This window comes from Salicibibacter halophilus, from assembly GCF_006740705.1.
Lineage (GTDB): Bacteria > Bacillota > Bacilli > Bacillales > Marinococcaceae > Salicibibacter > Salicibibacter halophilus.
The window spans coordinates 1816244-1841264 of record NZ_CP035485.1; the positions used below are offsets into that span (position 1 = coordinate 1816244).

The following is a 25021-nucleotide window of genomic DNA, read 5'->3' on the forward strand; positions in this document are numbered from 1 at the left end:
TCACCTCCTATATCCTTGTTTCCGTATCTTCTTCCTGCCGCCATATTCCACCAGGAATAATGTTACTAATACAATGGCGATAGAGATGCCCAACATCGCTGTGGGATTGGCTGCTGAATACTCAATCGTAAACTGCACAAATGTACCATTATAAGGAATGAGCCATATCCAAATGACGAGGTAGAAGACCAAGAATCCGATCATCCAGGCAAAACTTTTCAGGTTCATTTTCGTATCTTCTTTCAAGCTGTATCCAATTTCATTTATGGCGTTCATCGTGGAAATCATAGCAATTGCGACCCAAAAAGCAGCGAAGCTTATAAAGATATTATCTCCCAAGGAGAACGGAAACGGGTTGGGAACAAAGATTACTGCCAACGACACCATGGCGAACGTGAGCACAGTTAGGTACACGACTTTCACAAGTAAACGACTACGGAATAATGCCACTTCCGATACCGGTAAACGCTTCGCATAACGATAAAATGGCGTCGAAAGTAAATGATCGTTCATTTTCGCAATATTAAACGGTGCACCGCTGAACTGAGACATGCCAAGCCAGAGGATGCTCGCTAAAATAAACCAAAAGTCCAATAAAATGGCTATTCCTTCATCTTCTGCTAATCCCGCAACAAAAACTAAGAGAATGGCGTAACAGATCAGCACGAAAAGCGCTCCAACCACACCCCGAATACTCACATTCTTCCATTCAAACCAAGCCAGACGGAATACATCCCTTACCATTATGAACCCCAGATTTCGCGAGGGCAACATCCAGGTAATTTCTTTTGGTTGGTATGGACATGCCGTTCAGGGAATGAATGCCTTTGAATAATATGCACAAGACAAATGTTGAGCCATTCCCTCGTCATTCGACATCAAACGAGCAAAGGAATGCCCGAGCTATGATTACTGGCTATTGATTTCGACAGCTTTTGAGCTAAACGGTGTCGTATAAACGCTCCGATCCATCCCTAACAAACTGAGGATGCGGTCCAATTGCGGCTCATGATTATCCGGAAACAACCGTCGGAGTTGACCGTCGATCTCCATGTGAATAATATCGACGGTATCCAGCAGTTCTAAGACAGCTTCGCCCGTCGGGCGAATGCTTCGACGGCCACCGCCCCCCATCAAATTCAGGGGCTCGTCATCTGTTTCCATGCTTGTGCGAATGAGGTATTCGAACAGGGAATAAATCATCATACTCATCATCATCACATAAGCAAAAGCTTCGACACGGCGGGGTTTTTCCAAGAAAAGCCGTCGGACAAAAAACGGATCCTTGAGAAACCGGAAGCGATTTTCCACGGTTTGTTGGCCTTTATAGCCTTTCAATAGGTCCACGTCGGAGGCCGTGTCGTTGCCCGCATTGGTGACCAGGATAAAGATGGACGCTTCTTTGCGAAGCTGTTCGAGGGTCTCTTCCGACGGGGATTGCAGCTCTAATTGGGCACGATAGACGGTGACCGGCGGAGGCGGCGGTTCCCCTTTTTTGGGACGCCCGCGTTTCTCGCGTTTGCCGGGCACCTCTTCACGGACCACGGTGCCTTCAAACGTATGATACCCTTTGTGATGGTGCTTGAGAAAGTCGGCAAGCGCAGCTTCGGCATCGGCCTCACAAGCAAAGTCCCGGCTTTCCAGCTCTTTTTGCTCTTTGCGACAGCTTTGCTTTTCATTTTTGAGTTGGTTGTCGATCTTCTTTTTCTTCCGACCATCCATTTGATCGGATTGAACAACCAGAAACCGGTAGGGGTTTCCGTGCAGTTTCTCTTTGGCGGGATAGGTGTGATAAGAAGCCGCCCCTTTGCGGTTGACAAAGTGGCCAATATCTTCCCATTCATTTTCATCGTCCTTCAAGGCTTTTTCTTTCAGTGTTTTGGCCACTTTAAAATTTTCCGGCAACCGGGATAAAAACTGAAAATCTGGCTGATCCCCTTTGCCTTGGACCATTTTTAAATTGTCTTCGGTGACCAGTGCGCTGTCCGCGATAAAAATCGCTTGGGCCAACTGATCCGGCTCGTACCATTGTCTCAGAGCTTTCATGACTTTCGCGTTCCATGTTTTATCATCCTGATTGCCGTTTAAGACGTCGGCATAGACGGGGATGCCCTCCGGTGATGTCGTCAACCCGAATTTAATCTGCGGAGCATCCGGGCGATGATCTTTGGTGTGGCCATGGACGATTTTTAATAACGCCTCATCATCGGGGTCGTTTTTGGGTGCACCTGTATATACAAAGGACGTGGTATCAGCGTGCAGCCCTTCCCACGTAAGGTTGACGCAGGATTGCACCCCTTGAATGCTGTGCATACAAATCTCTTCAAGCCCGGCGTTATAAAGGGCATCTAAGGCCCGTCCCAGCGCATCATCATTGAAATCACTCGCAGTGACGCCTGGGCCGAACAGCAATTCAACATCTTGGTTTTCATAGAATGCTTCGACCTTGAAGAGGGGCTTACGATCAGACAATTGGTTGATGATCAAAGCGGCGATCCGTGTGCCCACGGACACTTGGCAATCTTCCTTTTTGACGGGAGAAAGTCTATCGATACGTTCGACCAATCCAGCTTCTTCAATCAATTGGCGAATCACGGGAGTGGAGCCGAGACGCACCGTTTGAAAGCCCGATATACCTTCCATGGATTCAGTCACAGGAATCACCTCAAAATCTGGCTTCCTTCTACACTTTGATACAAGAAGGCCAAATTCCTGCAAAAATTAAATTTGACGCTTAAACGGGCGCGAAATATGGGATGAACAACTCCCACTGTTCATCTGTTTATATCTATATACACAGTATAACATTAAACATCATTTTGCAACGGTTTTTTTTTAAAATAAAAAACACGCCCATGTTTGGACGTGTCAATATTGAGGATAATTTTCATGTATAGTTGCACTCATCTGATGATATCCATAGCACCCGGAATCGATATATCGGGGGCGTTTCGGGCTTCATGGCCCGTTCATGACTACCGTACGCGTCGAGTTGGATTCGATTCGGTCACCATGAAGCTTCCATGGTGACCACTCGTATTGATTTGCGTTTGATTTGGGCTCCATAAACCTTTTATGACTACCGTACGGGCTGATTCTAAACCACTTCGGGACTCATAAGAAGCCGCAACAACCCTGCAACAGGTTTCTAATCGCGTTGCACTTTTATACTTCCCTTTTTTTACAATATAAGCATACCGGCAATCGCGCCGTTCATCAAATTTCCGAGGATCGCGGCCAACAACGCCCGCGGCCCAAACTGGGCAATTTCCTGGCGACGTTCCGGTACAAGCGCGCCTAAACCGCCGATCATAATCGCGATCGTACCGATGTTGGCAAACCCGCACAGTGCAAAGGTTGCAATCGCGATTGTTCTCGGATCCGTAATCGCTCCTGCTTCCATCGCTTCAATCAAAGTGCCGAAACCGACAAACTCGTTGATAATCGTTTTCTCGGCGATCATTTGTCCGACTAACATCGCTTGTTCCCAAGGCACACCGATCAAGAAAGCCAAAGGAGAAAATACAAAACCAAATATGGTAGCGATGGTCAAATCCTGACTAATAAGCCCAAGACCTAAATCAACTACTTCCACAAGTGATACAAAGGCAAGCACCATTGCACCAACGTTCAAGGCCAACTGCAACCCATCAGTTGTCCCTCTTGCCGCCGCATCAATTACGTTTCTTGTGTCTTTATCTCTTTCGAGTTTAACATCATCCGTCGTCTTGCTGTGTTCAGATTCGGGAACGACCATTTTAGCCATGACAAGCCCGGCCGGGGCTGCCATAAAACTCGCTACAATCAAATAATCCACCGGTGCTCCCATCGCGACCAGACCCCGAGGACTGATCCGGCAACGGTCCCCAATCCAACCGTCATCACCGTAAAAAATTCCGAACGAGTCATTTGACTCAAGTAAGGCTTGATCGTAAGCGGCGACTCTGTAATCCCGACAAATATATTCACGGTTGCCGCGATAGATTCCACTTTACTTATCCCCAAGACTTTTGAAATGAAACCGCCCAGAATTTTAATCAACCAAGGCATAAATCCTATGTAAAAAAGTACACCCATTAAAGCTGCGAAGAAAATAATGACAGACAAAACGTGAATGAAAAATGTGTTTCCATCATTTAGCGCCATCATTTCTTCCCCGAACAAAAATTCAATCCCGGCATCTGCAGCCCCTAAAATACCGGTTACAAATTGACTGAGAACGGCCAGCACTTCTTCGCCTACACCCCAGCCGAGGAAAAGCAAACCGATGGCAATCTGAATCGCCAACGCGCCTAAAACAGTCTTTACATTAATATTTTTTCGGTCCACTGACAGCAAGAAAGCGAGGCCCAACAATACAACGATTGCTACAAGCCCCCATGCAATGTTGCCCAATAACTCCATATCTCGCGCTCCCCCTGTGAAATTTTTGATGGAAAATTAATGCTTGTATGAAGAACTAGGTTCAACGTTAGATTACCATGGTCATGGTGCCTTTCACAATATGTGCACGGACATTTCCATTATCAGCCGTTCTTACGGTTGTGAGCAAGTTCGATGATTTGCTCTTCCTCTTCCGTTCCACCGAAAACAGCGGGAATTTCCGTCGGTTTCCCTTCATCATCTATTGCTACCATTGTCACAAAAGACGTGGCCGTTGTTCTTGTGTCTCCGGTCGCCGGATTCTCTACACTCACGTGAACATAAACAACCATCGATGTACGGCCGGTCGTTGCTACCCATGCTTCAACATTAACAAGATCCCCCGATTTTACGGCTTCATGGAAATCGACGCTGTCCACGGAAGCAGTGACGACGATTTCCCCCGAATGCCGCATCGCTGCAATTGCTGCAGCTTCATCGATATATGCAAGAACATTGCCGCCGAAAATCGTTTGCAAATGATTGGTATCCGATGGGCTTACCAGATGCGATTGAAGGGTATGGGAACGGGACATTGGCCGCGTTTCTTTTTGTTCGCTCATGCTGATCCCCTTTCTTTTCATAAGTCCCTAATAAAACTACATTTTTTGACGGTGTTCGTCAAATAAACCTTAGAAAACTTGGCTTATCGCCAAGCGTTACCTGCCAAAAAAAGCCAAGCCCCATCAATCGGGCTCGGCTTTCGGAAATGATTGAATACTTTCTCTTAAGGCTACACTTCCAGTATAATTTTACCTTTCGTTTTTCTGCCTTCCATTAATTCATGGACGTGCGCGGCATCCTCGAGCGAGAACGAATGACCGATCTGTAACTCTAACTCGCCTTTTTGCAAATGGGCAAACAACGTTTCCAGGCTTGATTGCATCAACTCAGGTTTTCGCATAATTTGCGGTAAAAAGAAACCGATGACGGATTGATTTTTTTCCATGAGCCGCATCGCGTTAAATTTGCTTGGCTCACCACTCGCGGAACCGAAAATAATGAGCCGTCCAAAGGAACCGAGCACTCGAAGTGTTTTCTCGAAAATGTCCCCGCCGGCCATCTCCAAGGCGATGTCCACGCCTTTGCCGCCGGTTGCCTCCAGGACTTCTTTTTCCCAACCTTCTTGTGTGTAATTGATGCCGATATCAGCACCCATTCGCTTGGCGTCCGTCAATTTTTCCTCCGTACTTGCCGTCGCAATCACTTTGGCGGCGCCATGCAGTTTGGCCAGTTGTACAGCGATGCTGCCGACTCCACCGGCCGCTGCATGAACGAGCACCGTCTCCCCTTCTGCCAATTGCCCCATTGTTTTCAACACATGATAGGCACTCAATCCTTGAAGTGGCAAGGCCGCGGCGGTCGAGAGATCCAATGCGTCTCCGATCGGAATCAATCCGCGCGCATCAGCCGCTACATACTCGGCATATCCGCCTGAACCGGTCAACGTTACCACTCGTGTACCCGGTTCTACATTCTTTACTCCCGCTCCGACTTCTTTTACGACTCCCGCGACTTCAGCCCCGGGTATAAAAGGAAGGGGCGTTGGAACGACATATTGTCCCCGCCGCCGTGCGGTATCTGCATAATTGACACCGACACGGTGAACTTCAATTAATGCTTCCTGCTCATTCGGTTTTGGAACGTCTACGTTTACGGTTTCCAATACATCCGGTCCGCCAAAGGTTGAAAATTGAATCGCTTTCATTTTATCACCTATTTTCCTTTAAATTCTGGATTTCGTTTTTCCTTAAAAGCTGCCACACCTTCTTGATGATCTTCTGTCGTCATCATCATCGTTTGCGTGATGCGTTCTTGTTCCAACATTTCATCAAGGGAGGCTGTCATGGCATGATCGATGAGCTTTTTCATCATTCCATGAGCGACACCAGGCCCAGCTGCCAGTGACGTCGCCAGTTTCATTGTCTCTTCCTGCAATTTATCAATCGAATATAGTTCGTTGATAACCCCAAGCTCATACAATTTTTTGGCCGATATCGATTCACCGCTAAAGAAAAACTGCTTGGCAAGATGAGGGCCAATCAATCTCGGTAAAAAATAAGACCCGCCGGCGTCCGAAATCAATCCCACTTTGGAGAAACTGAGGGCAAACTTGCTATCGTCGGCCGCCACGATTAAATCACAGGCAAGTGCCAAGTTGAATCCTGCCCCGGCCGCGAAACCATGCACAGCCGCAATCACAGGTTTAGGCGAAGACTTGATCGCCAAAATACAATCGTTCATCCTTCCGAGATGGGCATACATGTCCTGAGCAGAAGCCGAACGGGAATCCATCGATTTCACATCCCCACCGGCGCTAAACGACCGGCCGGCACCGGCAAGAACAATAACACGAACATTATCATCTGTTTCAGCTTCTTTTACCGCCTTTGTTAACTGCTCAATCATCTCTCCGCTAAAGGCATTCAACCGATCCGGGCGGTTTAATGTTAACGTTAGCACCGAATCCTGTACATTTTGTTGTAAGTCTGACGTGCTCATCTACCTCTCCCTTTCTGTTATTTTATAAGCCATCCGCCATCTACGAGAACATCAGAGCCGACCATATACGATGCTTCGCGGGAAGCGACAAACGCAATCACATTGGCTATTTCTTCTGATTGCCCTACGCGTTTTAGTGTCGTATTTCGCTCGATTGCCTTGGAAAACCGTTCATTTGTCAAAGCATCTTCCGTCAATGGCGTTTCTACAAATCCCGGAGATACGGAATTGACCCGAATGCCGTAAGGTGCAAGTTCAAGGGCAAGCGCTTTCGTAAAATTAAGGGCACCCGCCTTCGCAGCGCTGTAATGGGGGATCTGCGCTCCCGCTTTATGGCCGGATAGCGAAGCGACATTGACAATCGAACGCGGGCTGGGCCCGCTTTCTTTTTCCGCTTGTTGAATCATTAAAGCACCAAGTGTTTTTGACGGAAGAAATATGCTTTTGAGATTCACGTCTTGCATCGCGTCCCAATCTTCCTCTGAAGTATCCATGATCGGGGAATGGCTGGATCCGCCCACGCCGTTAATTAACACATCTAACCTTTCAAATCGATCTTCTGCAAAAGCGGCTAGCTTTTCCACGTCTTCTTTTTTTATCATATCGGCGGGAAAAATCTCCGACCCCGGCACTTCCGCTGCCACTTTCTGCAATTTTTCTTTTGTTCGGCCGACTAAAATAACATTTGCCCCTTCATTGGCAAGCCGTATGGCTGTTTCTTTTCCGATTCCGCTCCCCGCGCCCGTAATCAAGGCGGTCATATCTCTAAACCTCATTGCGCCCTCCTCCGTATCTCTCTCAAGTTTGAATGCCATGCAAGATCATATCGACGAAAATGCCTGCAACTTCTTCATCACTGTACTCCCCTTCAGGATTAAACCATTGATAGCTCCAATTAACGACACCGAGAATCGCGAGCGTAACCATAGGTGGATTCAGATCATTACGGAATTCTTTTGTTTTCATCCCCTCCCGGACAATCTCCTCGACCCGTTCCCTTACTTGATTACGCTTGCGGGCGATTTCGGTGTAACTATCAGCACCCAAGTGACGCATTTCCCGAAAAAGAATATTGGCGCTGGAGCGCTGCATTTTTATTTTCATTACCATTAAATAAACGACACCAACGAGTTTATCCCGATTCTTTTTTGTTTCATCATAGGAAAGTTCTTCGATATTTCGAACCAAATCATCGATGTATTCATAATGGATTTCGGTTAACAATTCTTCTTTACTGGAAAAATAGTAATAAAACGTTCCTTTCGTCACATCCAGCGATCGAACGATGTCCTGAATGGACGTTTCTTTAAATCCTTTTTTCCAAAATAATTGGATGCTCTCTTTTTTTATTTCTTGTTTCATCATCAGCCCTCATTACATTAAGTTCGTCCCTCCGTCAACAACAACGACATCTCCGGTGATATATTTTGAAGCGTTAGACGCAAGAAAAAGGGTGGCTCCTTTCAGATCATCATCGCTGCCAAAACGTTGAAGCGGCGTGAATGCCAGCATTGCTTGACTGTTTTTCTCCATCAGGTCTTTTGACATTTTTGTCTTAAACCAACCCGGCGCAATGGCATTAACGTTAATATTGTAACGCCCCCATTTTACGGCTAAATCTTTCGTAAAGTTGATAATCGCACCTTTGCTCGTGTTGTACGGAATGGTGTCCATCATTTCCGGCATCGAGTTTTTCAGTGCCGCAACCGAGGAAATGTTAATAATTCTCCCGCCCCCTTGCTCGATCATGACTCTGCCGACCGCCTGGCTCATGAGAAAGGTGCCTGTGATGTTGACATCGATCACTTTTTTCCACGCATCCAGGGGAAGATCGGCAACTGGCGCTCCCCATGTGGCCCCGCTGTTGTTGATAAGTATATCGATGGAATCAAACTTCTCCTGTGTCCTCGCGACAAGGTTGTTCACATCTTCTTGATCGGTCACATCGCATTGCAAGGCAAGCGTCTCTATTCCATATTCCTTTTTTAGCTGTTTGGCTACGTCTTCACAGTTTTCCAGTCTGCGTGAGCAAAGCACGACATTAGCTCCGGATTCTGCCATTGTTTCCGCAAACTGTGCGCCGAGCCCCCGGCCGCCGCCCGTGACAATGGCTGTTTTTCCTTTGATATCAAAAAGATCCAATACACTCATCATGGTAACCTCCCCGTTACTGTTTTCTTAATCGCACCACACTTACGATAATATTCAGTTATAAAAATTCTGAACATTACCGGAAGAAAGGAACCCTCCTGAATACTAACCATTTAGTATGTATACATTGTATCATAGATTTCGTTCTGTTAAATAAAATTTTCTTTGTATCAAAACAAAAAGGGCTTTGCTCGTGTCAAAGTAGTTGAAAGAAGAATCTGGTTAACAAGCAAAGCATTAGCTTTGATGAAAAGAGCATTTAGCCTATAAATTTTTCAAGCGGTGGATGTCCCGATCATGGTGTTTCATTTTTTCTTCAATTCCCGAGAAGTCAACATCCAACAAGCGTAGCTGTCGGTCAACAAAATCAAATCGTTCCTTTGTCTCATTAAACCGGGTATTAATTTCTGTCCGGAGCCCTCTCTGCCCATCCGTCAACACCTTTTGGCCGGTTTTCAATTCTTCGATGTTTTCATCCATTCTATTCATTCTCTCATCCATTGAAGTGATTCTTCCATCCATTGACACAATTTTTTCATCCATAGATTCGATTCTTCTATCCATTGACTCGATTCTTCCATCCATGGAAGTCATTCTTTCTTCCATGCGAGTTTGGCCTGATTTTAACTCGTTAACATCTCGACCCATCTCATCCAATTTCGACAAAATTTGTTTTAATTCTTCGCTCATCGTTATCCCCCTTTCCTTTAAATATAACTCTAGTTTACACGAACAAATATTCTGTGTCAACTGTAATTTCTCTACAGATACAAATAATGAACACCCTATATTATGATTACACGAAAAGAGAAAACCCCCGTCAAATCAAGTAGATTTAACGAAGGTTTCCCAGTTTCAAAGACTATTAAACATTCACTTTGCTCATGGAAATGCCACATGCTTTAGCTACGCCTTCACCATAACCAGGGTCGGCTTTGTAGCAGTTCTCGATGTGCCGGAGCTTAATGAATTCAGGCGCGTCTGAAATATCGCGGGCCGTGTTGGCAAACAATCTTTCTTTTTGCTCATCGCTCATTAGATTGAACAGTTTGCCGGGTTGTTCGTAATAGTTGTCGTCATCCTCCCGGAAGTTGTATGCGTATGCGTCCCCGTCGATTTCCAAAGGCCCTTCTTTTCGCTCGGGCGTTTCCTCCCATTCACCGTAACTGTTCGGGTTATAACCAATGGTGCTTCCGTGGTTGCCATCCACGCGCATGGCACCATCGCGATGATAACTGTGGGCCGGGCATTTCGGCGCGTTAACCGGGACTTGATGGTGGTTTACGCCTAAACGGTACCGCTGCGCATCCCCATAGGAGAACAACCGCCCCTGTAGCATCTTATCCGGCGAATAACCAATTCCCGGCACGATATTTGTCGGGGCGAAGGCCGCTTGCTCCACTTCCGCGAAGTAGTTTGCCGGATTTTGGTTGAGGACAAATTCCCCTACTTCAATCAGTGGAAAGTCTTTTTTATACCATACTTTTGTGAGGTCAAAAGGGTTGTACGGCATGTTTTTGGCTTCTTCTTCCGTCATCACTTGGATGTACATCTTCCATTTTGGATAGTCTCCGTTTTCGATGCTCTCCAATAGATCTTTTTGGTTGCTTTCGCGATCTTTACCAATGGTTTCTTCCGCTTCTTGGTCGGTTAAGTTCTCAATGCCTTGTTGGGATTTGAAGTGGAACTTCACCCAAACCCGTTCGTTATCAGCATTGATCAAACTGTACGCATGGCTTCCAAATCCATGCATATGGCGGTATGATTTCGGAACGCCACGATCACTCATGACGATCGTAACTTGATGAAGCGCTTCGGGCAACGAGCTCCAGAAATCCCATTTGTTCTGATCACTGCGCTGATTTGTGTATGGGTCACGTTTGACCGCGTGGTTTAAGTCCGGGAATTTTATTGGGTCTCTGTGGAAGAACACAGGAGTGTTATTACCGACAAGGTCCCAGTTCCCTTCATCGGTATAAAATTTCAAAGCAAATCCACGAATGTCCCGCTCATCATCTGCGGCCCCGCGTTCCCCGGCAACCGTGGAAAAGCGAGCGAACATATCGGTTTGCTTGCCGACCTCAGAGAAAATATCCGCTCTTGTGTATTTTGTTACATCATTGGTGACCGTGAACGTTCCGTACGCGCCGGAACCTTTTGCGTGCATTCGCCGCTCCGGAATGACTTCCCGGTCAAAGTTGGCCATTTTTTCCAGGAACCAAAAGTCTTGCATAAGCATCGGACCACGCGGGCCTGCTGTCATGACATTCTGGTTGTCGGGAATCGGATTCCCAAACGCCGTTGTCAGTTTCCTTTTTTCATTGTTTTTGTTTTCATTTTCGCTCATTAAAAAGCGCACCTCCAAGAGAATTTTTTATAAAAACAAGCCGTATGTTAAATTGAATGCTTACTGCCATTCATTAACTTTGACAGTTCGCACACACCCCCTTTAACACAACATGATGGAAGTTAACGGGTTCGTCAACGGTATAGTTCGTTTCTTGAGCAACAGTGCCGAGCCATTCTTTCGGAAGATCCGCATAAATCTCGTCGATTTTCCCGCATTTCTTGCATGTAATGTGATGGTGGTCATCGACATTTGCGTCATAGCGGCTGGCGTTATCTCCCAATTTTAATTCCAAAATGTATTCCGCATCTACTAAGTAACGAAGCGAATTATAGATGGTGCCGTAAGCAAAATTTTGGCCTCGATTCCGAAGCCGATCCATAATTTCAACCGCTGTCGGGTGATCCCCCGACTCCCAAATAACTTCATAAACAGCTTGTCTTTGGGGTGTATGGTAAGCTTTGGCCGGCATGTGATTCACCCCTCACATCTACTAATTTATACTTAGTCTAAATTTATGTCAAGACATTCGGTTTTGATATTTTCGGGTTTATAAAAATAACGGCAAAAAACTAATGCTCCGTGGTTAACCCCCGGATTGATGCCCCTAGCTTCCATATCCATGAAATTGTCATCATCGATTTAAACACAATAAGTGTGATAGTGTTATCATAGAAAAAAGACTTCAGAGGTGAAGAAAGTGGCTCAAACAAAAAGAAAAAATACAAACAAAAAAGCCCCGATCAAAACACTTGTCGTCATTACGCTGGCCCTTGTAATTGTCTTGGGAGCGCTTTTGTTCGTCGTAAATAGTGGCGGAAATACTACGGCTGTCGGCGATTCGCCGCCAATTGAAGATGTTCCTACCACGGGAGATGAAAATGCCCCCGTTTCCATCGTTGAATTCGGCGACTATAAGTGCCCCGGATGCGGAACTTGGGACCGGGAGATTGTGCCACAACTGTATGATGATTATGTAGATAACGGCGATGCTTCTTTGTCTTATTATAATTACATTGGCTTTGGCGAGGAATCCTTACTGGCATCCTTGTCTGCACAGACTGTTTATAATGAAGCCCCGGATCAATTTTGGACCTATCACCATGCCCTTATGCAACAAGCCTCGCAACAAGGGTCACAGGTGACGACAGACCTTCTTCTGGATTTAGCGGAAGAGCATGCTCCAGATGTAGATCAAGAGGAGCTGGAGGAAGCCATCGATAATCAGGAAGCTATGCCCAGCATTGAACACGACCAGGAAGTGATCGAGGAATTCAACGTACAATCGACACCTACGATCATGGTCAACGACCAAGTCATTGACGATCCTTTTGATTATGACGCCATCCAAGAAGCCATCGACGAAGAATTGACGGCTGCCAGCTCATGACTCGGCAAAGCCTCTTCTTATATGCCGCTTGGGTGCTGGCCTTGATTTCAACGTTTGGAAGCTTATATTTCAGTGAGGTCGCGGGTTTTGTTCCCTGTGAAATGTGCTGGTATCAGCGGATAGCCATGTACCCGCTCGCGGTGATTCTTGGGATCGCGACCTTCCGATCTGATTTCGGCATTCGTTTGTATGCAATGCCTTTTTCCATTATTGGCGCTGTCCTGGCAGCTCTTCATTATGCAGAACAAAAAATCCCGGCGTTTGGCGGTGCAACACAATGCGCCGACGGGGGGCCTTGCAGCGCCGAGTACATTAACTGGTTTGGGTTTATGACCATTCCGTTTTTAGCCCTTATCGCTTTCCTGCTTATTACCATCTGCCTATTGTTCGTACGCCAATCATCCAAAGAAAAATAAAGGTGGGAGCGCTTTGAAATATAGGAGAATGACACTGCTCGGCACGACAGCACTCCTCCTGTTAAGTGCTTGCCAAGAGACGCAAGAAAACCGGCAAACGGATCATTCCGCAGAAGAAGAAAATACAAACGGTGAAAATACGGAAGAAAATAACACCGAAGAAGATGACGATGATCCATGGGTTATCGAAGAGGAACGATTCAACGAGACCGAGACGGTAGACGGGGTGGAAACCATTCAAAATCCGGACAATGTTCAAGTGCTCGTCAATCATGATTACGCATTGCCGGAAGGCTATGAACCGGACGATCTCACCGCCCCCGATGTTACCTTCTCTTTTGATGAAGACGTGGAAAAACGGTATTTACGGGAACCGGCAGCCGATGCACTGGAAAATTTATTCGATGACGCGGAAGAAGACGGGCATGCCCTCTTTGCCGTGTCCGGCTACCGCTCCTATGAACGGCAAGATGCCGTTTTTACAAATGCTGCAGCCGAAAGCAGCGAGGAGGAAGCAAATGAAACGATTGCCACTCCCGGTAACAGCGAACACCAAACCGGATTGGCGATGGATATTTCCAGCGAAAGCAACAATTTTGAATTAAGCACTTCATTTGCCGAGACTAAAGAAGGAGAGTGGGTTGCCGAACATGCCCATGAACACGGGTTTATCATCCGCTACCCGAAGGACGGCGAAGAGATAACGGAGATCTCCTACGAACCTTGGCACCTGCGGTATGTCGGCGAGGAAGCTGCAGAAATTATTTACGAACATGACATTACACTCGAAGAATTTTTCGAACACGCCGGTAAAATTTAAAAAAAGTGCTGCCTTCGCGAACAACACTCTTTAAAAAATCCACTCAATCAATGCCCAGCCCGCCCCACCGATTATACCGGCAACGACAGAATGCAGCACTTGTTCACGGCTAATGCTTTTTTCTTTGGACCAATCGATTATAAGCCATCCAACAAAGATGGCAAGCCCAAACCAAATGGCTTGCATTTTCCCCTCCCATTTTTCCTTCAGAGGCCGCGCTAAAGCGGCCTTCTTCTATGTTAATAAGACTTGTTCCAATTCCCGGACAAGCATAACCCCTTCTCGGATGTACACCTGCTCAATGTAGGCATCTTTTTCTTCTGATGATGAGAATTGATTCCATAAAGCACTGTACGCCGTAATCCCCTCATGGTCAAGTCCTGATTGATATCGGTGGGACAATAGGAATGGCGTCCCCAACACTATCGTTGCGTTCCCGTTGCCTATTCCTCCAACCGCCGCTGAAAATGGGATACGCAAAAAATGATAACCGTTGTCATCGACCATTTGATAATCCATGTACGCGCGATCGTAATCCCATCCGCCCCCAAACGTAAAACCGAGCGGTTCCAACTTTTGCTCCAAATCTTTCAATGGCATTTGTGAGCCGCTGATTTGTGATCGCAATTCCAACATAACCACGGCCTCCTATGAAACATTTCGCATTTCGCGGAAGGGCTAAGTGAACAGAAAAGAGAAACGCACACCTAAGACTCCTCCGCACCTTTCGTTACTATCTCTCGAAATACTGATTTCATGCAAATCATAAGAGGCAATTTCCACCATTTTTGGCTACTCCCATTCGTTCAAGCGTTCTTCCAACTCGATGCGGCGTTTAGCGTGACCAGGTTTGCCCAAAAGGGCATACATATTCTGCTTATAGCTCTCCACTCCCGGTTGATCAAACGGATTTACACCAAGCAAATAGCCGCTTAAAGCACATGCTTTTTCAAAAAAATAAATCAACGCACCCATTGAGAAAGCATTCAACTGTTCCATTTCAAGTATCAGATTAGGCACTGATCCGTCCGTATGCGCCAGCATCGTCCCTTGATATGCTTTTTTATTGATGGCATCAAGATGCTCGCCGGCAAGAAAATCGAGTCCGTCTTCGTCGCCATCCGATCGGGGAATTTGTATTTTATTCCGGCTTTTTCCAATATATAAGACAGTCTCGAATAAATGACGACGACCTTCCTGAACGTATTGGCCCATCGAATGAAGATCGGACGTGAAGGCTACCGAAGCAGGAAAAAGTCCTTTGCCGTCTTTCCCTTCACTTTCGCCGTACAACTGTTTCCACCACCCAGAGAAATCCGTAAGTTTCGGCTCGTAGGTGGACAACAATTCAATTTGTTTTCCTTTTTGGTACATGAGATAGCGAAAAGCTGCATATTGATAAGCCTGATTATGGCTTAAACGCTCTTCGGTGTATTCATAGCTCGCTTCCCGCGCACCCGCGAGCAGATCACGGATCGATATACCTCCCACAGCAATCGGGAGTAAACCTACCGGTGTAAGCACGGAGTAGCGCCCGCCTACATCGTCGGGAACGACGAACGTTTCATATCCTTCTGCATTTGCCATCGTTTTAAGCGCGCCTTTTTCCCGGTCGGTTGTAGCGATGATTCGTTTTTTGGCTTCTCCTTTCCCATACGTTTTTTCCATCCACGTTTTCACAATGCGGAACGCAATCGCAGGTTCCGTCGTCGTTCCCGATTTGGATATGACGTTTACGTAGACATTTTTGCCTGCCAGCGCCTCAAGAAGTTCAGCCGTATAGTCAGATCCAAAATGCTCTCCGAGGAAAAGAATATCCGGGCCGTTTTTCTTTTTCGGTTGCAAAAAAGAATGAAAAGAATGGCTTAAGCCTGATATCACGGCTTTCGCTCCCAGAGATGAACCTCCGATGCCGATGACAATAAACACATCTGCATGTTCACAAATGCCTGCGGCCGTTTTTTCGATCCGCTCAAGCTCCTCATGGTCTCCCTTGTCAGGTAAATCCATCCATCCGAGAAAATCCGCTCCCGCGCCATTTCCTGTATGTAAACGCCGGTGCGCTTCAGAAACCGCTGGCCGTAGCTGGTCCCATTCATGATCAGCCACAAACGGCGCAATATAATTTAAATTCAGTGACACAGGTGATGACATTAAAAATTCTCCCTCCTGAACAAAATATTTCTTGTTTCTTCATACATAATACAAACCTCCCTCCCTCATACTACCAACAGGTACATGTTAGGGAGGTGAAAAAATGAGCGGCTTACAACGCACGGCTCTCATTATAGCAATTATTGGCGCGGTTAACTGGGGTTTGATCGGATTCTTTGGTTTCGACTTAGTTGCAGCGATTTTCGGCGGCCAAGGCGCGGTGTTTGCACGAGTCATCTACGCCATCGTCGGGCTCGCCGGGCTCTATTGTATTTCCCTTCTTTTTCTCCCTCAAGAACAAACGCAGCAAAGTCCCGAACCACAAAGGTGATCCCCATGAAAAAACCCGGACGCTATTGATGTCCGGGTCTAATTTATTTTCTGGTTGGAAGCATCATTTACGTGCACGTTTGTTAAGATCGGCATGAATTTCATTGGACTCTTTCAACCAATCTTTGAGTTTATCTTCCAAGGTGTTAAATCCTTGATTTTTGTTTTCTTGCTTTTTCGGTCCACGTCCGCCGCCGCGTCGAGCTTCGCCGCTTTCCGGTGCGGGTTGGGTGGCGCGTATGGACAGGGAAATCTTCCCGGAATCAGAATCTACGGACTTTACCTTCACTTTAACTTCCTCTCCGACGGCAAGCACATCATTAATATCTTTCACGTAACCATGGGCTACTTCGGAAATATGAACAAGTCCTTGGTTTTTATCATCAAGCGCAACAAAAGCTCCGAATGGTTTAACACCCGTCACTTTGCCCTCTACAATGCTGCCAACTTCGTACTCTGCTACAGACATTCAAACATCCCCTAAACATTTATTAACGCATAAATCATACCACATGTTCACCTTTCAGGCAAAGAAAACTTCAAGATCTAGAGTGGTAATTCTGCATGATCCCGACTTTGCTCCGCCCTCGATATCACCGCAACAAGTTATGGATGCTGTAACGTTATCACCAGCAGAACAAATCACAGAAGAAAGCTTGACATCCTTTCTTCGTCTAAATAATGTGTACTTAACTGATTTATTTAAGAAAGGAGCTGTTCAGATAAGATGGCCACAGATCGTTGGACATCACGTATTGGATTTATTTTAGCTGCAGCAGGATCGGCTATTGGGTTAGGAACCGTTTGGCGTCTTCCCTATGTCGCGGGCACAGAGGGCGGCGGTGCTTTTTTCCTCATCTTTCTTGTGCTTTTGTTGACAGTGGGAACGGCATTGCTGCTTGCCGAATTCGTACTCGGCCGGCATACACAGGAAGGGGCGATTCGCGCCTATAAGCACGTTGCTCCCAAAGGTCAATGGCAATGGATCGGGATTTTGGGGATGGTTGCAGCCTTCTTGCTCTTATCTTTTTATAGCGTTGTCGGAGGTTGGATCATCGCTTACCTGGTGCGAAGTTTTGGCGGTCAAGTGACCAATCCTCCTGACGGAGATTACACAGCCCTATTCGAAACAATTACCGCCAACCCTTGGGAAGTGGGCATAGCCCACCTTGCCTTTATGATTATGACGATTCTCGTCGTTCAACAAGGGGTTCGAAAAGGAATTGAAAAAGCCAGCGTTTACATGATGCCGGCGTTGTTTATTCTTTTCGCCGTGCTCGTCGTTCGCTCCCTCACGCTTGACGGTGCTTGGGAAGGCGTCGTTTTCTTTTTGCAACCTGACTTATCAGCCGTGACCGGCGAAACGCTGCTTACAGCCCTTGGCCAAGCATTCTTTTCTCTTAGCCTCGGCGTTTCTGTCATGGTAACCTACAGTTCTTATTTAGGTAAAAGTGAAAACCTGCCGCGGTCCGCCTGGTCGGTGGTGTTGCTCACGATTCTCATCGCTTTTATGGCTGGACTCGTAATCTTTCCGGGCGTATTCGCGTTTGATTTGCAGCCGGACGAAGGGCCGGAACTAATCTTCACCATTTTACCGGCAGTATTCGGGGAAATGGCTTTCGGGTCTCTCTTTTTCACACTCTTTATGATTTTAATGCTGTTTGCCACATTGACGTCTGCTTTTTCCCTCGTGGAAATCATCGTCAAACCTTTGATTCGAGGCAAAGAGGAAAAGCGTGTTAAAATGACATGGATTGTCGGGTTGCTCATTTTTGCAATGGGAATTCCGTCGAATCTTTCTTTTGGCGTTCTTGCAGATTGGGACGTGTTTGGGGACATCTTTTTTAATCAAGTCGATTACCTGGTCAGCAATATTTTACTGCCTACCGGCGCGTTTCTCATCTCGGTATTTGTTTCCTGGAGAGTTCGCAAAGAAGATTTGCAGGAAGAAATGCTGCGTGGAAGTAACAGAGGAATTGGATTTTTTAACACTTGGTTATTTACAAGTCGTTATATCGTGCCGATAGCCATTTTGGTTGTTTTTATCTCCATGATTTAAATGCCCATTCCAGCGTTTAACATGGTATAATGGTATTTGGAAAACGAACGGAGGTGTCGTAAGACAGTGGGGAAAAGACTCGGACTTTTTATTTTAACGAATATACTCGTCCTGACGACGGTGGCCATCGCTTGGTCGTTGATTACAACGTTTACGAATATCGATGGCTCTTTTCAGTCCAGCGACGGCGTTTTGGGAATAAATGTGCTCTCCTTATTGATTTTTAGTTTATTGCTCGGTTTTGGCGGTTCATTGTTCTCCTTGGCCATTTCACGTTGGGTCGCGAAAAAAATGATGCGCGTAAAAGTATTGGACCCTGAAAAAAACCTGAACCGGGCGGAACGTGCCATCGTTGAAAAAGTACATCGAATGGCGAGAGCCGCGGGGCTTGTTCATATGCCTGAGGTTGGGGTTTATCAATCAAAAGAAGTAAATGCTTTCGCGACCGGTCCGTCGAAAAAACGGTCCCTCGTTGCAGTATCCTCCGGATTATTGCAAGAAATGGATGAAGATGCCGTGGAAGGGGTTATTGCCCACGAAGTTGCCCACGTGGACAACGGGGATATGGTAACGATGACCTTGCTGCAAGGCATCGTTAATACATTCGTCATCTTTTTATCCCGGGTGGCCGCGATTATTTTATCGCGATTTGTACGTCCGGAGCTACAGTTTATCGTTCAGTTGGCTGCCATCATCATTTTGCAAATCCTCTTCTCGATTCTCGGAAGCCTTGTCGTCAATGCATATTCTCGCCACCGAGAATTTCACGCGGACCGGGGCGGAGCCGATTTTGCGGGCAAAGATAAAATGACCCATGCCCTTCGGTCGCTGCAAAACTATGCAAACCGTGCACAAGTCGATGATCATACGGATGATTCAGCACTGCAGACGATGAAAATTAATGGGAAAAGAAGCTTTGCTCAATTGTTTTCTACCCACCCGGATCTGCAGGATCGGATCGAGCGATTGGAACAGTCGTAAAACATTGTTTAAAAGGACATGAATTGGCAGCGATGCAAATCGCTGCTTTTTAGTGTCCATCCCCTCTTTATGTTTATAATGCGGACATAAAAATGATGCTTTCCAGGTTTCCAATTCTTCACCCAGCGGTATTAAAGAAGAAATTATCCCTCAAAAGGAAGCCGATCCGTTTCGAAAGGTACAATAAAAGCGTTTTTGACCCTCAAAAAGCGTTCGCCACGTCTCGAAAGGTACAATACATGGAATTTTGTACCTCAAAAGACGATCGATCCGCCGCGAGAGGTACAAATAAAAGAAACTTCACATAAAAGAAAGAATTGGCTCTTTCACTGCACCACCGATCAGTGTTCTTTCCGTTTCGGGGCGCATTATGCATTTTTCCATTTTTTTATCGATGGGCCCATTTCTATTGAAGCACAGCCATACTTTTTATATTCTAATTGAAAAAAGTTCTCAATAATGATTGACGACTGCAACATCAATGCTTATAATGAATATCGAGTTAATTGATAATGATTTTCATTGTTAGTTAAAATAAGAAGGTCAATGTCAAACCTTCCACACTCATTAATCCATACTTACATTGACATTAGAAAAGGGGTCTATAAAACATGAGAAAACAACTACTTGGGATACTTACTGGTGTATCGGTCACTGCTGCTCTTACCGCTTGTGGTGGCGGAGACACTGATGAAGCAGCGGGGGATGAAGGGAGTTCATCAGATGAGGAAATCACCGTTGAACATGACTTGGGGGAAACGAATGTTCCGGAAAATCCGGAAACAGTTGTTTCCTTTGATTTTGGCTTAACGGACTCCATTCGTGAACTAGGTGGAAATATTAGCGGCATACCAAAAGCAGGTACTGTTCCGGAATATCTATCTGAATTAGAAACTGATGAATACGAGGATGTAGGAGATTTATTTGAACCCAACTTTGAGTTGATTAATGAAATGCAACCGGATGTGATTTTTATTTCAGGCCGGACCGCCGACCATTATGAAGAGCTTAGCGAAATTGCCCCAACCGTTTATATGGACATTGATGACGAAGATTACATGGGATCTTTTGAAGAGAACGTCACAACATTAGGTGAAATCTTTGACGCTGAGGAGGAAGCAGAAAATCAACTGGCCGACATTCAAACGAGGATCTCCGAAGTTGGAGAACAGGTGAATGAATCCGAACAAGACGGTTTAATTCTTTCTGTGGATGATGGTTCTGCCAGTGCCTACGGCGCAGGTTCCCGTTTTGGCATTATCCATGATGAACTTGATGTCACTCCTGCTGATGAAAATATTGATGCAGAAACGCACGGAGAAAATGTTTCTTTTGAGTATATTGCCGATGTTGACCCAGATAACCTGTTCGTATTGGATCGCGGAGCAACTGTCGGAAGCGACGAAGAAGCAAGCCTAAATGCAATCCTTGATAATGAACTTGTAGAATCAACTACTGCTGCTCAAAATGATAACATTATCCAAATGTCTGGTGATTATTGGTATCTGAGCTATGGTGGATTAGAATCCACGAATCAAATGATTGACGAAGTTGAAGATGGTTTTGAAGAATCTTAAGCAGCTAACAAGGATCCCTCGGAAATATCACGAGGGATCCTTGTTTAGCTGTAATTATTTTATAATACCGGCAAAGTTCCCGCTTAACACCTGCTTGTCCTTTTGATTCGTACATAGAAACGTTGCGTTTATAGAAAGTCTATTCTCCTTCATCTTTTCAAGTCCCTGGATGGTCACATCACATACGATTTTATCGCCGGTAAAAACAGGCCTCATGAACTCAAAATTCATTGTGCGTGCCATCACATTATAATCCCCGCCGACTTTTGTCGGTAATGTAGCTGTCAGCAGCCCTTGAACGACAAGCCGTCCTAATTCATCCGGCGTGGTATGGTGAATCCCTTCATCCAAAGATGCCTTTGTGAACATTTCGACATCTTCTTTTGTGAATGTTCTTTCAAAAGTAATAACTTGACCAACTTCCAAGTTCATTAATAATCCCCCTGTCATTGAAGTGATTTTCTACCCTTTACTATTACCTTCCCTCTTATTTTATCAAATTCTATGATAGGAAAAAGAATGTGGTATCCTATTGTTAAGCAATACGACTGGGGAGGCCTTTCAATAATGACGAACCTTGATTTTCTGTATGTTCAAACGAACGGGATAGAGCTTCATGTTGCGACAGCAGGCCCAAAAGAAGGCGAATTGGTGATTTTACTTCATGGCTTTCCTGAATTTTGGTTTGGATGGAGAAAGCAAATCCAACCTTTGGCAAATGCCGGTTACAAAGTCGTCGTTCCCGATCAGCGAGGATATAACAAAAGTCAAAAACCGGCCGGCATTCGTTCTTATGAAATCAATCAACTGCAAAATGACGTGATCGGCCTCATCAACTACTTCCAACGGGACCATGCAACGATCATCGGTCATGATTGGGGTGGAGCCGTAGCTTGGCACCTGGCAAGCACGCATCCTCACAAGGTTCGGCAGTTGATCGTAATTAACATTCCTCATCCGGGTGTCTTTCCGAAGGTGATGGCAACGACTCCTTCACAGTGGCTGAGAAGTTCGTACATGCTCTTTTTTCAATTTCCAAAGGTTCCGGAAAGTATTCTAAGCAACAACAACTTCAAAATAATGAAACAGGCTATTCAGTACAGCAGTCGACGAGGAACGTTTACACAAGATGATTTGGCTGCTTATAAAACTGCTTGGCAAAAACCAAAGGCTATAACGAGCATGTTGAATTGGTACCGCGCCATTTCCATTAGCATGTTGAGTGTAAGAAAAAGCTTTCCAATCAATGTGCCCACAAAAATAATTTGGGGAACCGGTGACCATTTTTTATCCAAAGCATTGGCAAAAGAAAGCCTGAAATTCATAGAGAGCGGATCGGGGATCTGGGTAGAAGAAGCCACGCATTGGGTGCATCAAGAACAACCCGAACTTGTGAATGATCAGCTCATTCGATTTTTAAATGAACCCGGTTCAAATGGACGCACAAAATAGGGGGACTCCTATGAGTTGGACTCCCTCCATGCTTTTGCTACCTTAAGCATGTTATAACCGAAGGCCTCTCGGCCACTTTTTATTAAAAATAAACCCGTAGAGACCGACTGAATGTACCCCCATTCCCATATCCCTTTTGTGTCTACGCCTGTTAATTTTCCAAGCATGGAACAACGTTTTTTGCCAATTTCTAAAGGCGCTTCCATTAAATCATCGAGCCACTCACGCATGAGGATACCCAGATCATAGGATGGTTCCGCTATCAAACCATCTGGGTCAATCAATTTAAATGAAGGTTGAGGCTCAGTTGTATCCTGAAGAGCATTTCCACTGTGAGCATCACCATGAACCAAAACAGCTTTTGAGAAGTCTGTATTGGTTAATCGAGATTCCAAAAAGGTGATCGAATGATCGATGACTGTCTTGGAACACGGCTTTCCAAGATCGTTCCAGAGCTTCGGAATAAAATTTTTGAACCATTCAATAAGACCATGCATCGATTGTAAATGATGGGGTTGTTTTATGGGTTTCCATGAATGTCTAAGCGTCGAACAGAGTATTTCAATTTCTTCCTGGGTGGAGTACTCTAGTTGAGACAAAGGCGGACCCAATCGTTCTAATAAAATAGCTCTTTGACGCATATCTTCATTTAACAACCGTACATAACCATCCCCATTTACAATCCGTAAAGCTTCAACTTCTTGCTCAATTACTGAGTTTCCCTCCATTTGAGGCATCATAACCTTTAGGATGGCGTTATCTCCATCTTGCGTTACAACAGTAGTCACAAAAGCTTCCGATCCACCTTCAAGTGTTTTTTCTATTTGTATGTCCCATTTCTGTTGTAAATCTTGGAGCGTATCCTTTAAATCATGTAACCATTTTTCACCTTCATCACCCAAGCTTCTCGCTTTTTGTTGCACAAATTCCGGAACAAGTTCACGTTGGTTATCCATCGTTTTTTCTCCCATGAGCCTTATTAAGATAATCACTTTAAACTACTGGAAATAAACATTGAGGCATCTTGATTCATAAAAATACGCTTTCCATGATAAAATGTATTCATTTCAATGGATTTAAATCCAACTTCGGATAATATTTTTTTCAGCCTTTCGTGCGAAAAACCGTTATGCACCTTCGGATGATTTATTTTATCGTTTTTGTCAAAATCAACAATCAGTAACTTGCCACCATCATTTAAAAGGTTGAACAATCTTTGTAAAATCACCTTAGTGTCCGGCATATGAAGCAGGACTAGTGACATTAAAACGATGTCTGCCTTAAGTTCAGGAGTTTCTTCAGTAAAATCTGAATGCAGTACTTTTGCGTTGGCTATTCCTTTGTGAGAAATTTTGACTTCCGCAACCTCTAACATTTGTTTTGATGAATCCACCAACAAAATAGCATCTACTAAATCCGATAATGCCAAACTAATTAGCCCTGTACCACTCCCATAATCTATTAAAAAATTTGATTTGCTATCTCGTAATACCGGCCTGCGATCGCAAGTCGATGTATGCCCGAGATTGATATGGAAAGAAGGAACAGCGAAGCGAATATGTCGAAGAGAGGGTAACATCGGCTTAAAAAAGAGCAAAACTGAGCCGGGATGACAATGCAAGCAAGGGAACGGAACAGACCTTCTTCATCGTACCCCGACCCGACGATTTCGGTCGTTCCGGGGTGCGTTAGACCTTTCATCGTACCCCCTACCCAACAATTTCGGTCGTTCCGGGGTGCGTTAAACCTTTTATCGTACCCCTGCCCAACGATTTCGGTCGTTCCGGGGTGCGTTGAACCTTCCATCGTACCCCTACCCATCGTTTTCGGTCGTTTCGGGATGCGTTGAACCTTCCATCGTACCCCTACCCAACAATTTCGGTCGTTTCGGGGTGCGTTAGACCTTTTATCGTACCCCTACCCGACGATTTCGGTCGTTCCGGGGTGCGTTAGGCCTTTTATCGTACCCCTACCCAACAACTTCCGTCGTTCCGGGGTGCGTTAAACCTTTTATCGTACCCCTACCCAACGATTTCGGTCGTTTCGGGGTGCGTTAGGCCTTTTATCGTACCCCTACCCAACAATTTCGGTCGTTCCGGGGTGCGTTGAACCTTCCATCGTACCCCTACCCAACAATTTCGGTCGTTCCGGGGTGCGTTGAACCTTCCATCGTACCCCTACCCATCGTTTTCGGTCGTTCCGGGGTGCGTTGAACCTTCCATCGTACCTCGACCCAACAACCTCATCCCCGGCAAAAAGAAATAGAAAAAGTAATGCATTTTTACACTGTTTTGTGGTCAAATCATCGATCGATTTAATTATATTTTCATAAACACCTACAAGCATCGCAATCGTACTTTCTACTAACTCCCGGGACATAAAGACAAAGGAGAACATATCATTGATATGCTCCCCTCCCT

General features: G+C 45.5%; 28 protein-coding genes and 1 pseudogene. 8 read left to right on the forward strand and 21 right to left on the reverse strand.

Annotation, left to right across the window (positions count from 1 at the left end):
• From EPH95_RS08780 to EPH95_RS08835, 13 genes are all read right to left on the reverse strand, one after another.
• On the reverse strand, nucleotides 1-744 hold the full coding sequence (locus tag EPH95_RS08780; RefSeq protein ID WP_142089187.1) for a hypothetical protein: 744 nt from the start codon (nucleotides 742-744) through the stop codon (nucleotides 1-3).
• Between the two features lie 165 nt (nucleotides 745-909).
• Entirely contained in the window at nucleotides 910-2655 is a 1746-nt protein-coding gene (locus EPH95_RS08785) for an IS1634 family transposase (protein WP_142087587.1), read from the reverse strand.
• Nucleotides 2656-3181: 526 nt separating this feature from the next.
• Nucleotides 3182-3829 (reverse strand): nucleoside transporter C-terminal domain-containing protein, encoded by a 648-nt coding sequence (locus EPH95_RS19650; protein WP_319592831.1) that lies wholly within the window; start codon nucleotides 3827-3829, stop codon nucleotides 3182-3184.
• On the reverse strand, nucleotides 3805-4404 hold the full coding sequence (locus EPH95_RS19655; protein ID WP_319592832.1) for a Na+ dependent nucleoside transporter N-terminal domain-containing protein: 600 nt from the start codon (nucleotides 4402-4404) through the stop codon (nucleotides 3805-3807). The genes EPH95_RS19650 and EPH95_RS19655 overlap by 25 nt, the downstream gene beginning before the upstream one ends.
• 122 nt (nucleotides 4405-4526) lie before the next feature.
• A complete protein-coding gene (locus tag EPH95_RS08795; protein WP_142089189.1) occupies nucleotides 4527-4985 on the reverse strand; it encodes an acyl-CoA thioesterase in 459 nt (152 codons plus the stop codon).
• Between the two features lie 170 nt (nucleotides 4986-5155).
• Nucleotides 5156-6130 (reverse strand): quinone oxidoreductase family protein, encoded by a 975-nt coding sequence (locus EPH95_RS08800; protein ID WP_142089191.1) that lies wholly within the window; start codon nucleotides 6128-6130, stop codon nucleotides 5156-5158.
• 8 nt (nucleotides 6131-6138) lie between these two features.
• Entirely contained in the window at nucleotides 6139-6924 is a 786-nt protein-coding gene (locus tag EPH95_RS08805; protein WP_142089193.1) for an enoyl-CoA hydratase/isomerase family protein, read from the reverse strand.
• 17 nt (nucleotides 6925-6941) lie between these two features.
• Nucleotides 6942-7700: an SDR family NAD(P)-dependent oxidoreductase gene (locus tag EPH95_RS08810; RefSeq protein WP_142089195.1), complete on the reverse strand. Its 759-nt coding sequence runs from the start codon at nucleotides 7698-7700 to the stop codon at nucleotides 6942-6944.
• 22 nt (nucleotides 7701-7722) lie between these two features.
• Nucleotides 7723-8289, reverse strand: a complete 567-nt coding sequence (locus tag EPH95_RS08815; RefSeq protein WP_319592833.1) for a TetR/AcrR family transcriptional regulator — start codon at nucleotides 8287-8289, stop codon at nucleotides 7723-7725.
• Between the two features lie 9 nt (nucleotides 8290-8298).
• Nucleotides 8299-9075 carry an SDR family oxidoreductase gene (locus EPH95_RS08820; RefSeq protein ID WP_142091553.1) on the reverse strand — a complete coding sequence of 259 codons (777 nt, stop codon included), beginning with the start codon at nucleotides 9073-9075 and terminating at the stop codon, nucleotides 8299-8301.
• 264 nt (nucleotides 9076-9339) lie between these two features.
• Nucleotides 9340-9765 carry a hypothetical protein gene (locus EPH95_RS08825; protein WP_142089198.1) on the reverse strand — a complete coding sequence of 142 codons (426 nt, stop codon included), beginning with the start codon at nucleotides 9763-9765 and terminating at the stop codon, nucleotides 9340-9342.
• 175 nt (nucleotides 9766-9940) lie between these two features.
• The gene (locus tag EPH95_RS08830) at nucleotides 9941-11422 is read right to left on the reverse strand and encodes a catalase (RefSeq protein ID WP_142089200.1); all 1482 of its coding nucleotides are present in this window, start codon (nucleotides 11420-11422) and stop codon (nucleotides 9941-9943) included.
• A 73-nt stretch (nucleotides 11423-11495) separates the two neighbouring features.
• A complete protein-coding gene (locus tag EPH95_RS08835; RefSeq protein WP_142089202.1) occupies nucleotides 11496-11894 on the reverse strand; it encodes a Fur family transcriptional regulator in 399 nt (132 codons plus the stop codon).
• 228 nt (nucleotides 11895-12122) lie between these two features.
• Here EPH95_RS08835 and EPH95_RS08840 point away from each other — a divergent pair, with 228 nt between their 5' ends.
• Genes EPH95_RS08840 through EPH95_RS08850 form a run of 3 tightly spaced genes read left to right on the forward strand, consistent with a single transcriptional unit; the run spans nucleotide 12123 to nucleotide 14048 of the window.
• A complete protein-coding gene (locus EPH95_RS08840) occupies nucleotides 12123-12812 on the forward strand; it encodes a thioredoxin domain-containing protein (RefSeq protein ID WP_160141697.1) in 690 nt (229 codons plus the stop codon).
• Nucleotides 12809-13228 (forward strand): disulfide oxidoreductase, encoded by a 420-nt coding sequence (locus EPH95_RS08845; RefSeq protein ID WP_142089206.1) that lies wholly within the window; start codon nucleotides 12809-12811, stop codon nucleotides 13226-13228. Before EPH95_RS08840 ends, EPH95_RS08845 begins: the two co-directional genes overlap by 4 nt.
• Before the next feature lie 13 nt (nucleotides 13229-13241).
• Nucleotides 13242-14048 (forward strand): M15 family metallopeptidase, encoded by an 807-nt coding sequence (locus EPH95_RS08850; protein ID WP_227004108.1) that lies wholly within the window; start codon nucleotides 13242-13244, stop codon nucleotides 14046-14048.
• 30 nt (nucleotides 14049-14078) lie between these two features.
• On the opposite strand, the gene EPH95_RS19070 is transcribed toward EPH95_RS08850, so the two are convergent.
• From EPH95_RS19070 to EPH95_RS08860, 3 genes are all read right to left on the reverse strand, one after another.
• Entirely contained in the window at nucleotides 14079-14234 is a 156-nt protein-coding gene (locus EPH95_RS19070; RefSeq protein ID WP_193557012.1) for a hypothetical protein, read from the reverse strand.
• 48 nt (nucleotides 14235-14282) lie between these two features.
• A complete protein-coding gene (locus EPH95_RS08855) occupies nucleotides 14283-14684 on the reverse strand; it encodes a YugN family protein (RefSeq protein ID WP_142089208.1) in 402 nt (133 codons plus the stop codon).
• A 156-nt stretch (nucleotides 14685-14840) separates the two neighbouring features.
• Nucleotides 14841-16202, reverse strand: a complete 1362-nt coding sequence (locus EPH95_RS08860) for a glucose-6-phosphate isomerase (RefSeq protein ID WP_142089210.1) — start codon at nucleotides 16200-16202, stop codon at nucleotides 14841-14843.
• Between the two features lie 103 nt (nucleotides 16203-16305).
• Between EPH95_RS08860 and EPH95_RS08865 the strand changes: the two genes are divergently transcribed.
• On the forward strand, nucleotides 16306-16533 hold the full coding sequence (locus EPH95_RS08865) for a DUF378 domain-containing protein (protein WP_142089212.1): 228 nt from the start codon (nucleotides 16306-16308) through the stop codon (nucleotides 16531-16533).
• A 63-nt stretch (nucleotides 16534-16596) separates the two neighbouring features.
• Here the strand turns inward: EPH95_RS08865 and yugI are convergent, their stop codons facing one another.
• Nucleotides 16597-17001, reverse strand: coding sequence for a S1 domain-containing post-transcriptional regulator GSP13 (gene yugI, locus EPH95_RS08870; protein ID WP_142089213.1), 405 nt, complete (start codon nucleotides 16999-17001; stop codon nucleotides 16597-16599).
• A gap of 258 nt (nucleotides 17002-17259) precedes the next feature.
• Here yugI and EPH95_RS08875 point away from each other — a divergent pair, with 258 nt between their 5' ends.
• The 3 genes from EPH95_RS08875 (at nucleotide 17260) to EPH95_RS08885 (ending at nucleotide 21149) form a co-directional block, all read left to right on the forward strand.
• Entirely contained in the window at nucleotides 17260-18591 is a 1332-nt protein-coding gene (locus EPH95_RS08875) for a sodium-dependent transporter (RefSeq protein ID WP_142089215.1), read from the forward strand.
• Nucleotides 18592-18657: 66 nt separating this feature from the next.
• Complete coding sequence (gene htpX / locus EPH95_RS08880; protein ID WP_142089217.1) at nucleotides 18658-19572, forward strand: protease HtpX; 915 nt, start codon at nucleotides 18658-18660, stop codon at nucleotides 19570-19572.
• A gap of 611 nt (nucleotides 19573-20183) precedes the next feature.
• On the forward strand, nucleotides 20184-21149 hold the full coding sequence (locus tag EPH95_RS08885; protein ID WP_142089220.1) for a siderophore ABC transporter substrate-binding protein: 966 nt from the start codon (nucleotides 20184-20186) through the stop codon (nucleotides 21147-21149).
• 54 nt (nucleotides 21150-21203) lie between these two features.
• Here EPH95_RS08885 and EPH95_RS08890 read toward each other — a convergent pair whose 3' ends face one another.
• Nucleotides 21204-21581, reverse strand: a complete 378-nt coding sequence (locus EPH95_RS08890; RefSeq protein WP_142089222.1) for a hotdog family protein — start codon at nucleotides 21579-21581, stop codon at nucleotides 21204-21206.
• 135 nt (nucleotides 21582-21716) lie between these two features.
• Between EPH95_RS08890 and EPH95_RS08895 the strand changes: the two genes are divergently transcribed.
• Nucleotides 21717-22601 (forward strand): alpha/beta fold hydrolase, encoded by an 885-nt coding sequence (locus EPH95_RS08895; protein WP_142089224.1) that lies wholly within the window; start codon nucleotides 21717-21719, stop codon nucleotides 22599-22601.
• Between the two features lie 8 nt (nucleotides 22602-22609).
• On the opposite strand, the gene EPH95_RS08900 is transcribed toward EPH95_RS08895, so the two are convergent.
• The 3 genes and pseudogenes from EPH95_RS08900 to EPH95_RS18800 all read right to left on the reverse strand — a co-directional run bounded on the left by EPH95_RS08900 (nucleotide 22610) and on the right by EPH95_RS18800 (nucleotide 24980).
• A complete protein-coding gene (locus tag EPH95_RS08900; protein ID WP_160141698.1) occupies nucleotides 22610-23557 on the reverse strand; it encodes an aminoglycoside phosphotransferase family protein in 948 nt (315 codons plus the stop codon).
• Nucleotides 23558-23589: 32 nt separating this feature from the next.
• Nucleotides 23590-24099: pseudogene (locus EPH95_RS08905) on the reverse strand (class I SAM-dependent methyltransferase); the annotation flags it as partial.
• A 575-nt stretch (nucleotides 24100-24674) separates the two neighbouring features.
• On the reverse strand, nucleotides 24675-24980 hold the full coding sequence (locus tag EPH95_RS18800) for a hypothetical protein (RefSeq protein ID WP_160141699.1): 306 nt from the start codon (nucleotides 24978-24980) through the stop codon (nucleotides 24675-24677).
• Between the last annotated feature and the right edge of the window lie 41 nt (nucleotides 24981-25021).

What these genes read in the sequence shown, in the direction of transcription:
- EPH95_RS08780 (WP_142089187.1), bottom strand. Translation starts at nt 744, where the DNA reads ATGGTAAGGGATGTATTCCGTCTGGCTTGGTTTGAATGGAAGAATGTG.
- EPH95_RS19650 (WP_319592831.1), bottom strand. Translation starts at nt 3,829, where the DNA reads ATGGGAGCACCGGTGGATTATTTGATTGTAGCGAGTTTTATGGCAGCC.
- EPH95_RS19655 (WP_319592832.1), bottom strand. Translation starts at nt 4,404, where the DNA reads ATGGAGTTATTGGGCAACATTGCATGGGGGCTTGTAGCAATCGTTGTA.
- EPH95_RS08795 (WP_142089189.1), bottom strand. Translation starts at nt 4,985, where the DNA reads ATGAGCGAACAAAAAGAAACGCGGCCAATGTCCCGTTCCCATACCCTT.
- EPH95_RS08800 (WP_142089191.1), bottom strand. Translation starts at nt 6,130, where the DNA reads ATGAAAGCGATTCAATTTTCAACCTTTGGCGGACCGGATGTATTGGAA.
- EPH95_RS08805 (WP_142089193.1), bottom strand. Translation starts at nt 6,924, where the DNA reads ATGAGCACGTCAGACTTACAACAAAATGTACAGGATTCGGTGCTAACG.
- EPH95_RS08810 (WP_142089195.1), bottom strand. Translation starts at nt 7,700, where the DNA reads ATGAGGTTTAGAGATATGACCGCCTTGATTACGGGCGCGGGGAGCGGA.
- EPH95_RS08815 (WP_319592833.1), bottom strand. Translation starts at nt 8,289, where the DNA reads ATGATGAAACAAGAAATAAAAAAAGAGAGCATCCAATTATTTTGGAAA.
- EPH95_RS08820 (WP_142091553.1), bottom strand. Translation starts at nt 9,075, where the DNA reads ATGAGTGTATTGGATCTTTTTGATATCAAAGGAAAAACAGCCATTGTC.
- EPH95_RS08825 (WP_142089198.1), bottom strand. Translation starts at nt 9,765, where the DNA reads ATGAGCGAAGAATTAAAACAAATTTTGTCGAAATTGGATGAGATGGGT.
- EPH95_RS08830 (WP_142089200.1), bottom strand. Translation starts at nt 11,422, where the DNA reads ATGAGCGAAAATGAAAACAAAAACAATGAAAAAAGGAAACTGACAACG.
- EPH95_RS08835 (WP_142089202.1), bottom strand. Translation starts at nt 11,894, where the DNA reads ATGCCGGCCAAAGCTTACCATACACCCCAAAGACAAGCTGTTTATGAA.
- EPH95_RS08845 (WP_142089206.1), top strand. Translation starts at nt 12,809, where the DNA reads ATGACTCGGCAAAGCCTCTTCTTATATGCCGCTTGGGTGCTGGCCTTG.
- EPH95_RS19070 (WP_193557012.1), bottom strand. Translation starts at nt 14,234, where the DNA reads ATGCAAGCCATTTGGTTTGGGCTTGCCATCTTTGTTGGATGGCTTATA.
- EPH95_RS08855 (WP_142089208.1), bottom strand. Translation starts at nt 14,684, where the DNA reads ATGTTGGAATTGCGATCACAAATCAGCGGCTCACAAATGCCATTGAAA.
- EPH95_RS08860 (WP_142089210.1), bottom strand. Translation starts at nt 16,202, where the DNA reads ATGTCATCACCTGTGTCACTGAATTTAAATTATATTGCGCCGTTTGTG.
- EPH95_RS08865 (WP_142089212.1), top strand. Translation starts at nt 16,306, where the DNA reads ATGAGCGGCTTACAACGCACGGCTCTCATTATAGCAATTATTGGCGCG.
- yugI (WP_142089213.1), bottom strand. Translation starts at nt 17,001, where the DNA reads ATGTCTGTAGCAGAGTACGAAGTTGGCAGCATTGTAGAGGGCAAAGTG.
- EPH95_RS08875 (WP_142089215.1), top strand. Translation starts at nt 17,260, where the DNA reads ATGGCCACAGATCGTTGGACATCACGTATTGGATTTATTTTAGCTGCA.
- EPH95_RS08885 (WP_142089220.1), top strand. Translation starts at nt 20,184, where the DNA reads ATGAGAAAACAACTACTTGGGATACTTACTGGTGTATCGGTCACTGCT.
- EPH95_RS08890 (WP_142089222.1), bottom strand. Translation starts at nt 21,581, where the DNA reads ATGAACTTGGAAGTTGGTCAAGTTATTACTTTTGAAAGAACATTCACA.
- EPH95_RS08895 (WP_142089224.1), top strand. Translation starts at nt 21,717, where the DNA reads ATGACGAACCTTGATTTTCTGTATGTTCAAACGAACGGGATAGAGCTT.
- EPH95_RS08900 (WP_160141698.1), bottom strand. Translation starts at nt 23,557, where the DNA reads ATGGATAACCAACGTGAACTTGTTCCGGAATTTGTGCAACAAAAAGCG.
- EPH95_RS18800 (WP_160141699.1), bottom strand. Translation starts at nt 24,980, where the DNA reads ATGTCCCGGGAGTTAGTAGAAAGTACGATTGCGATGCTTGTAGGTGTT.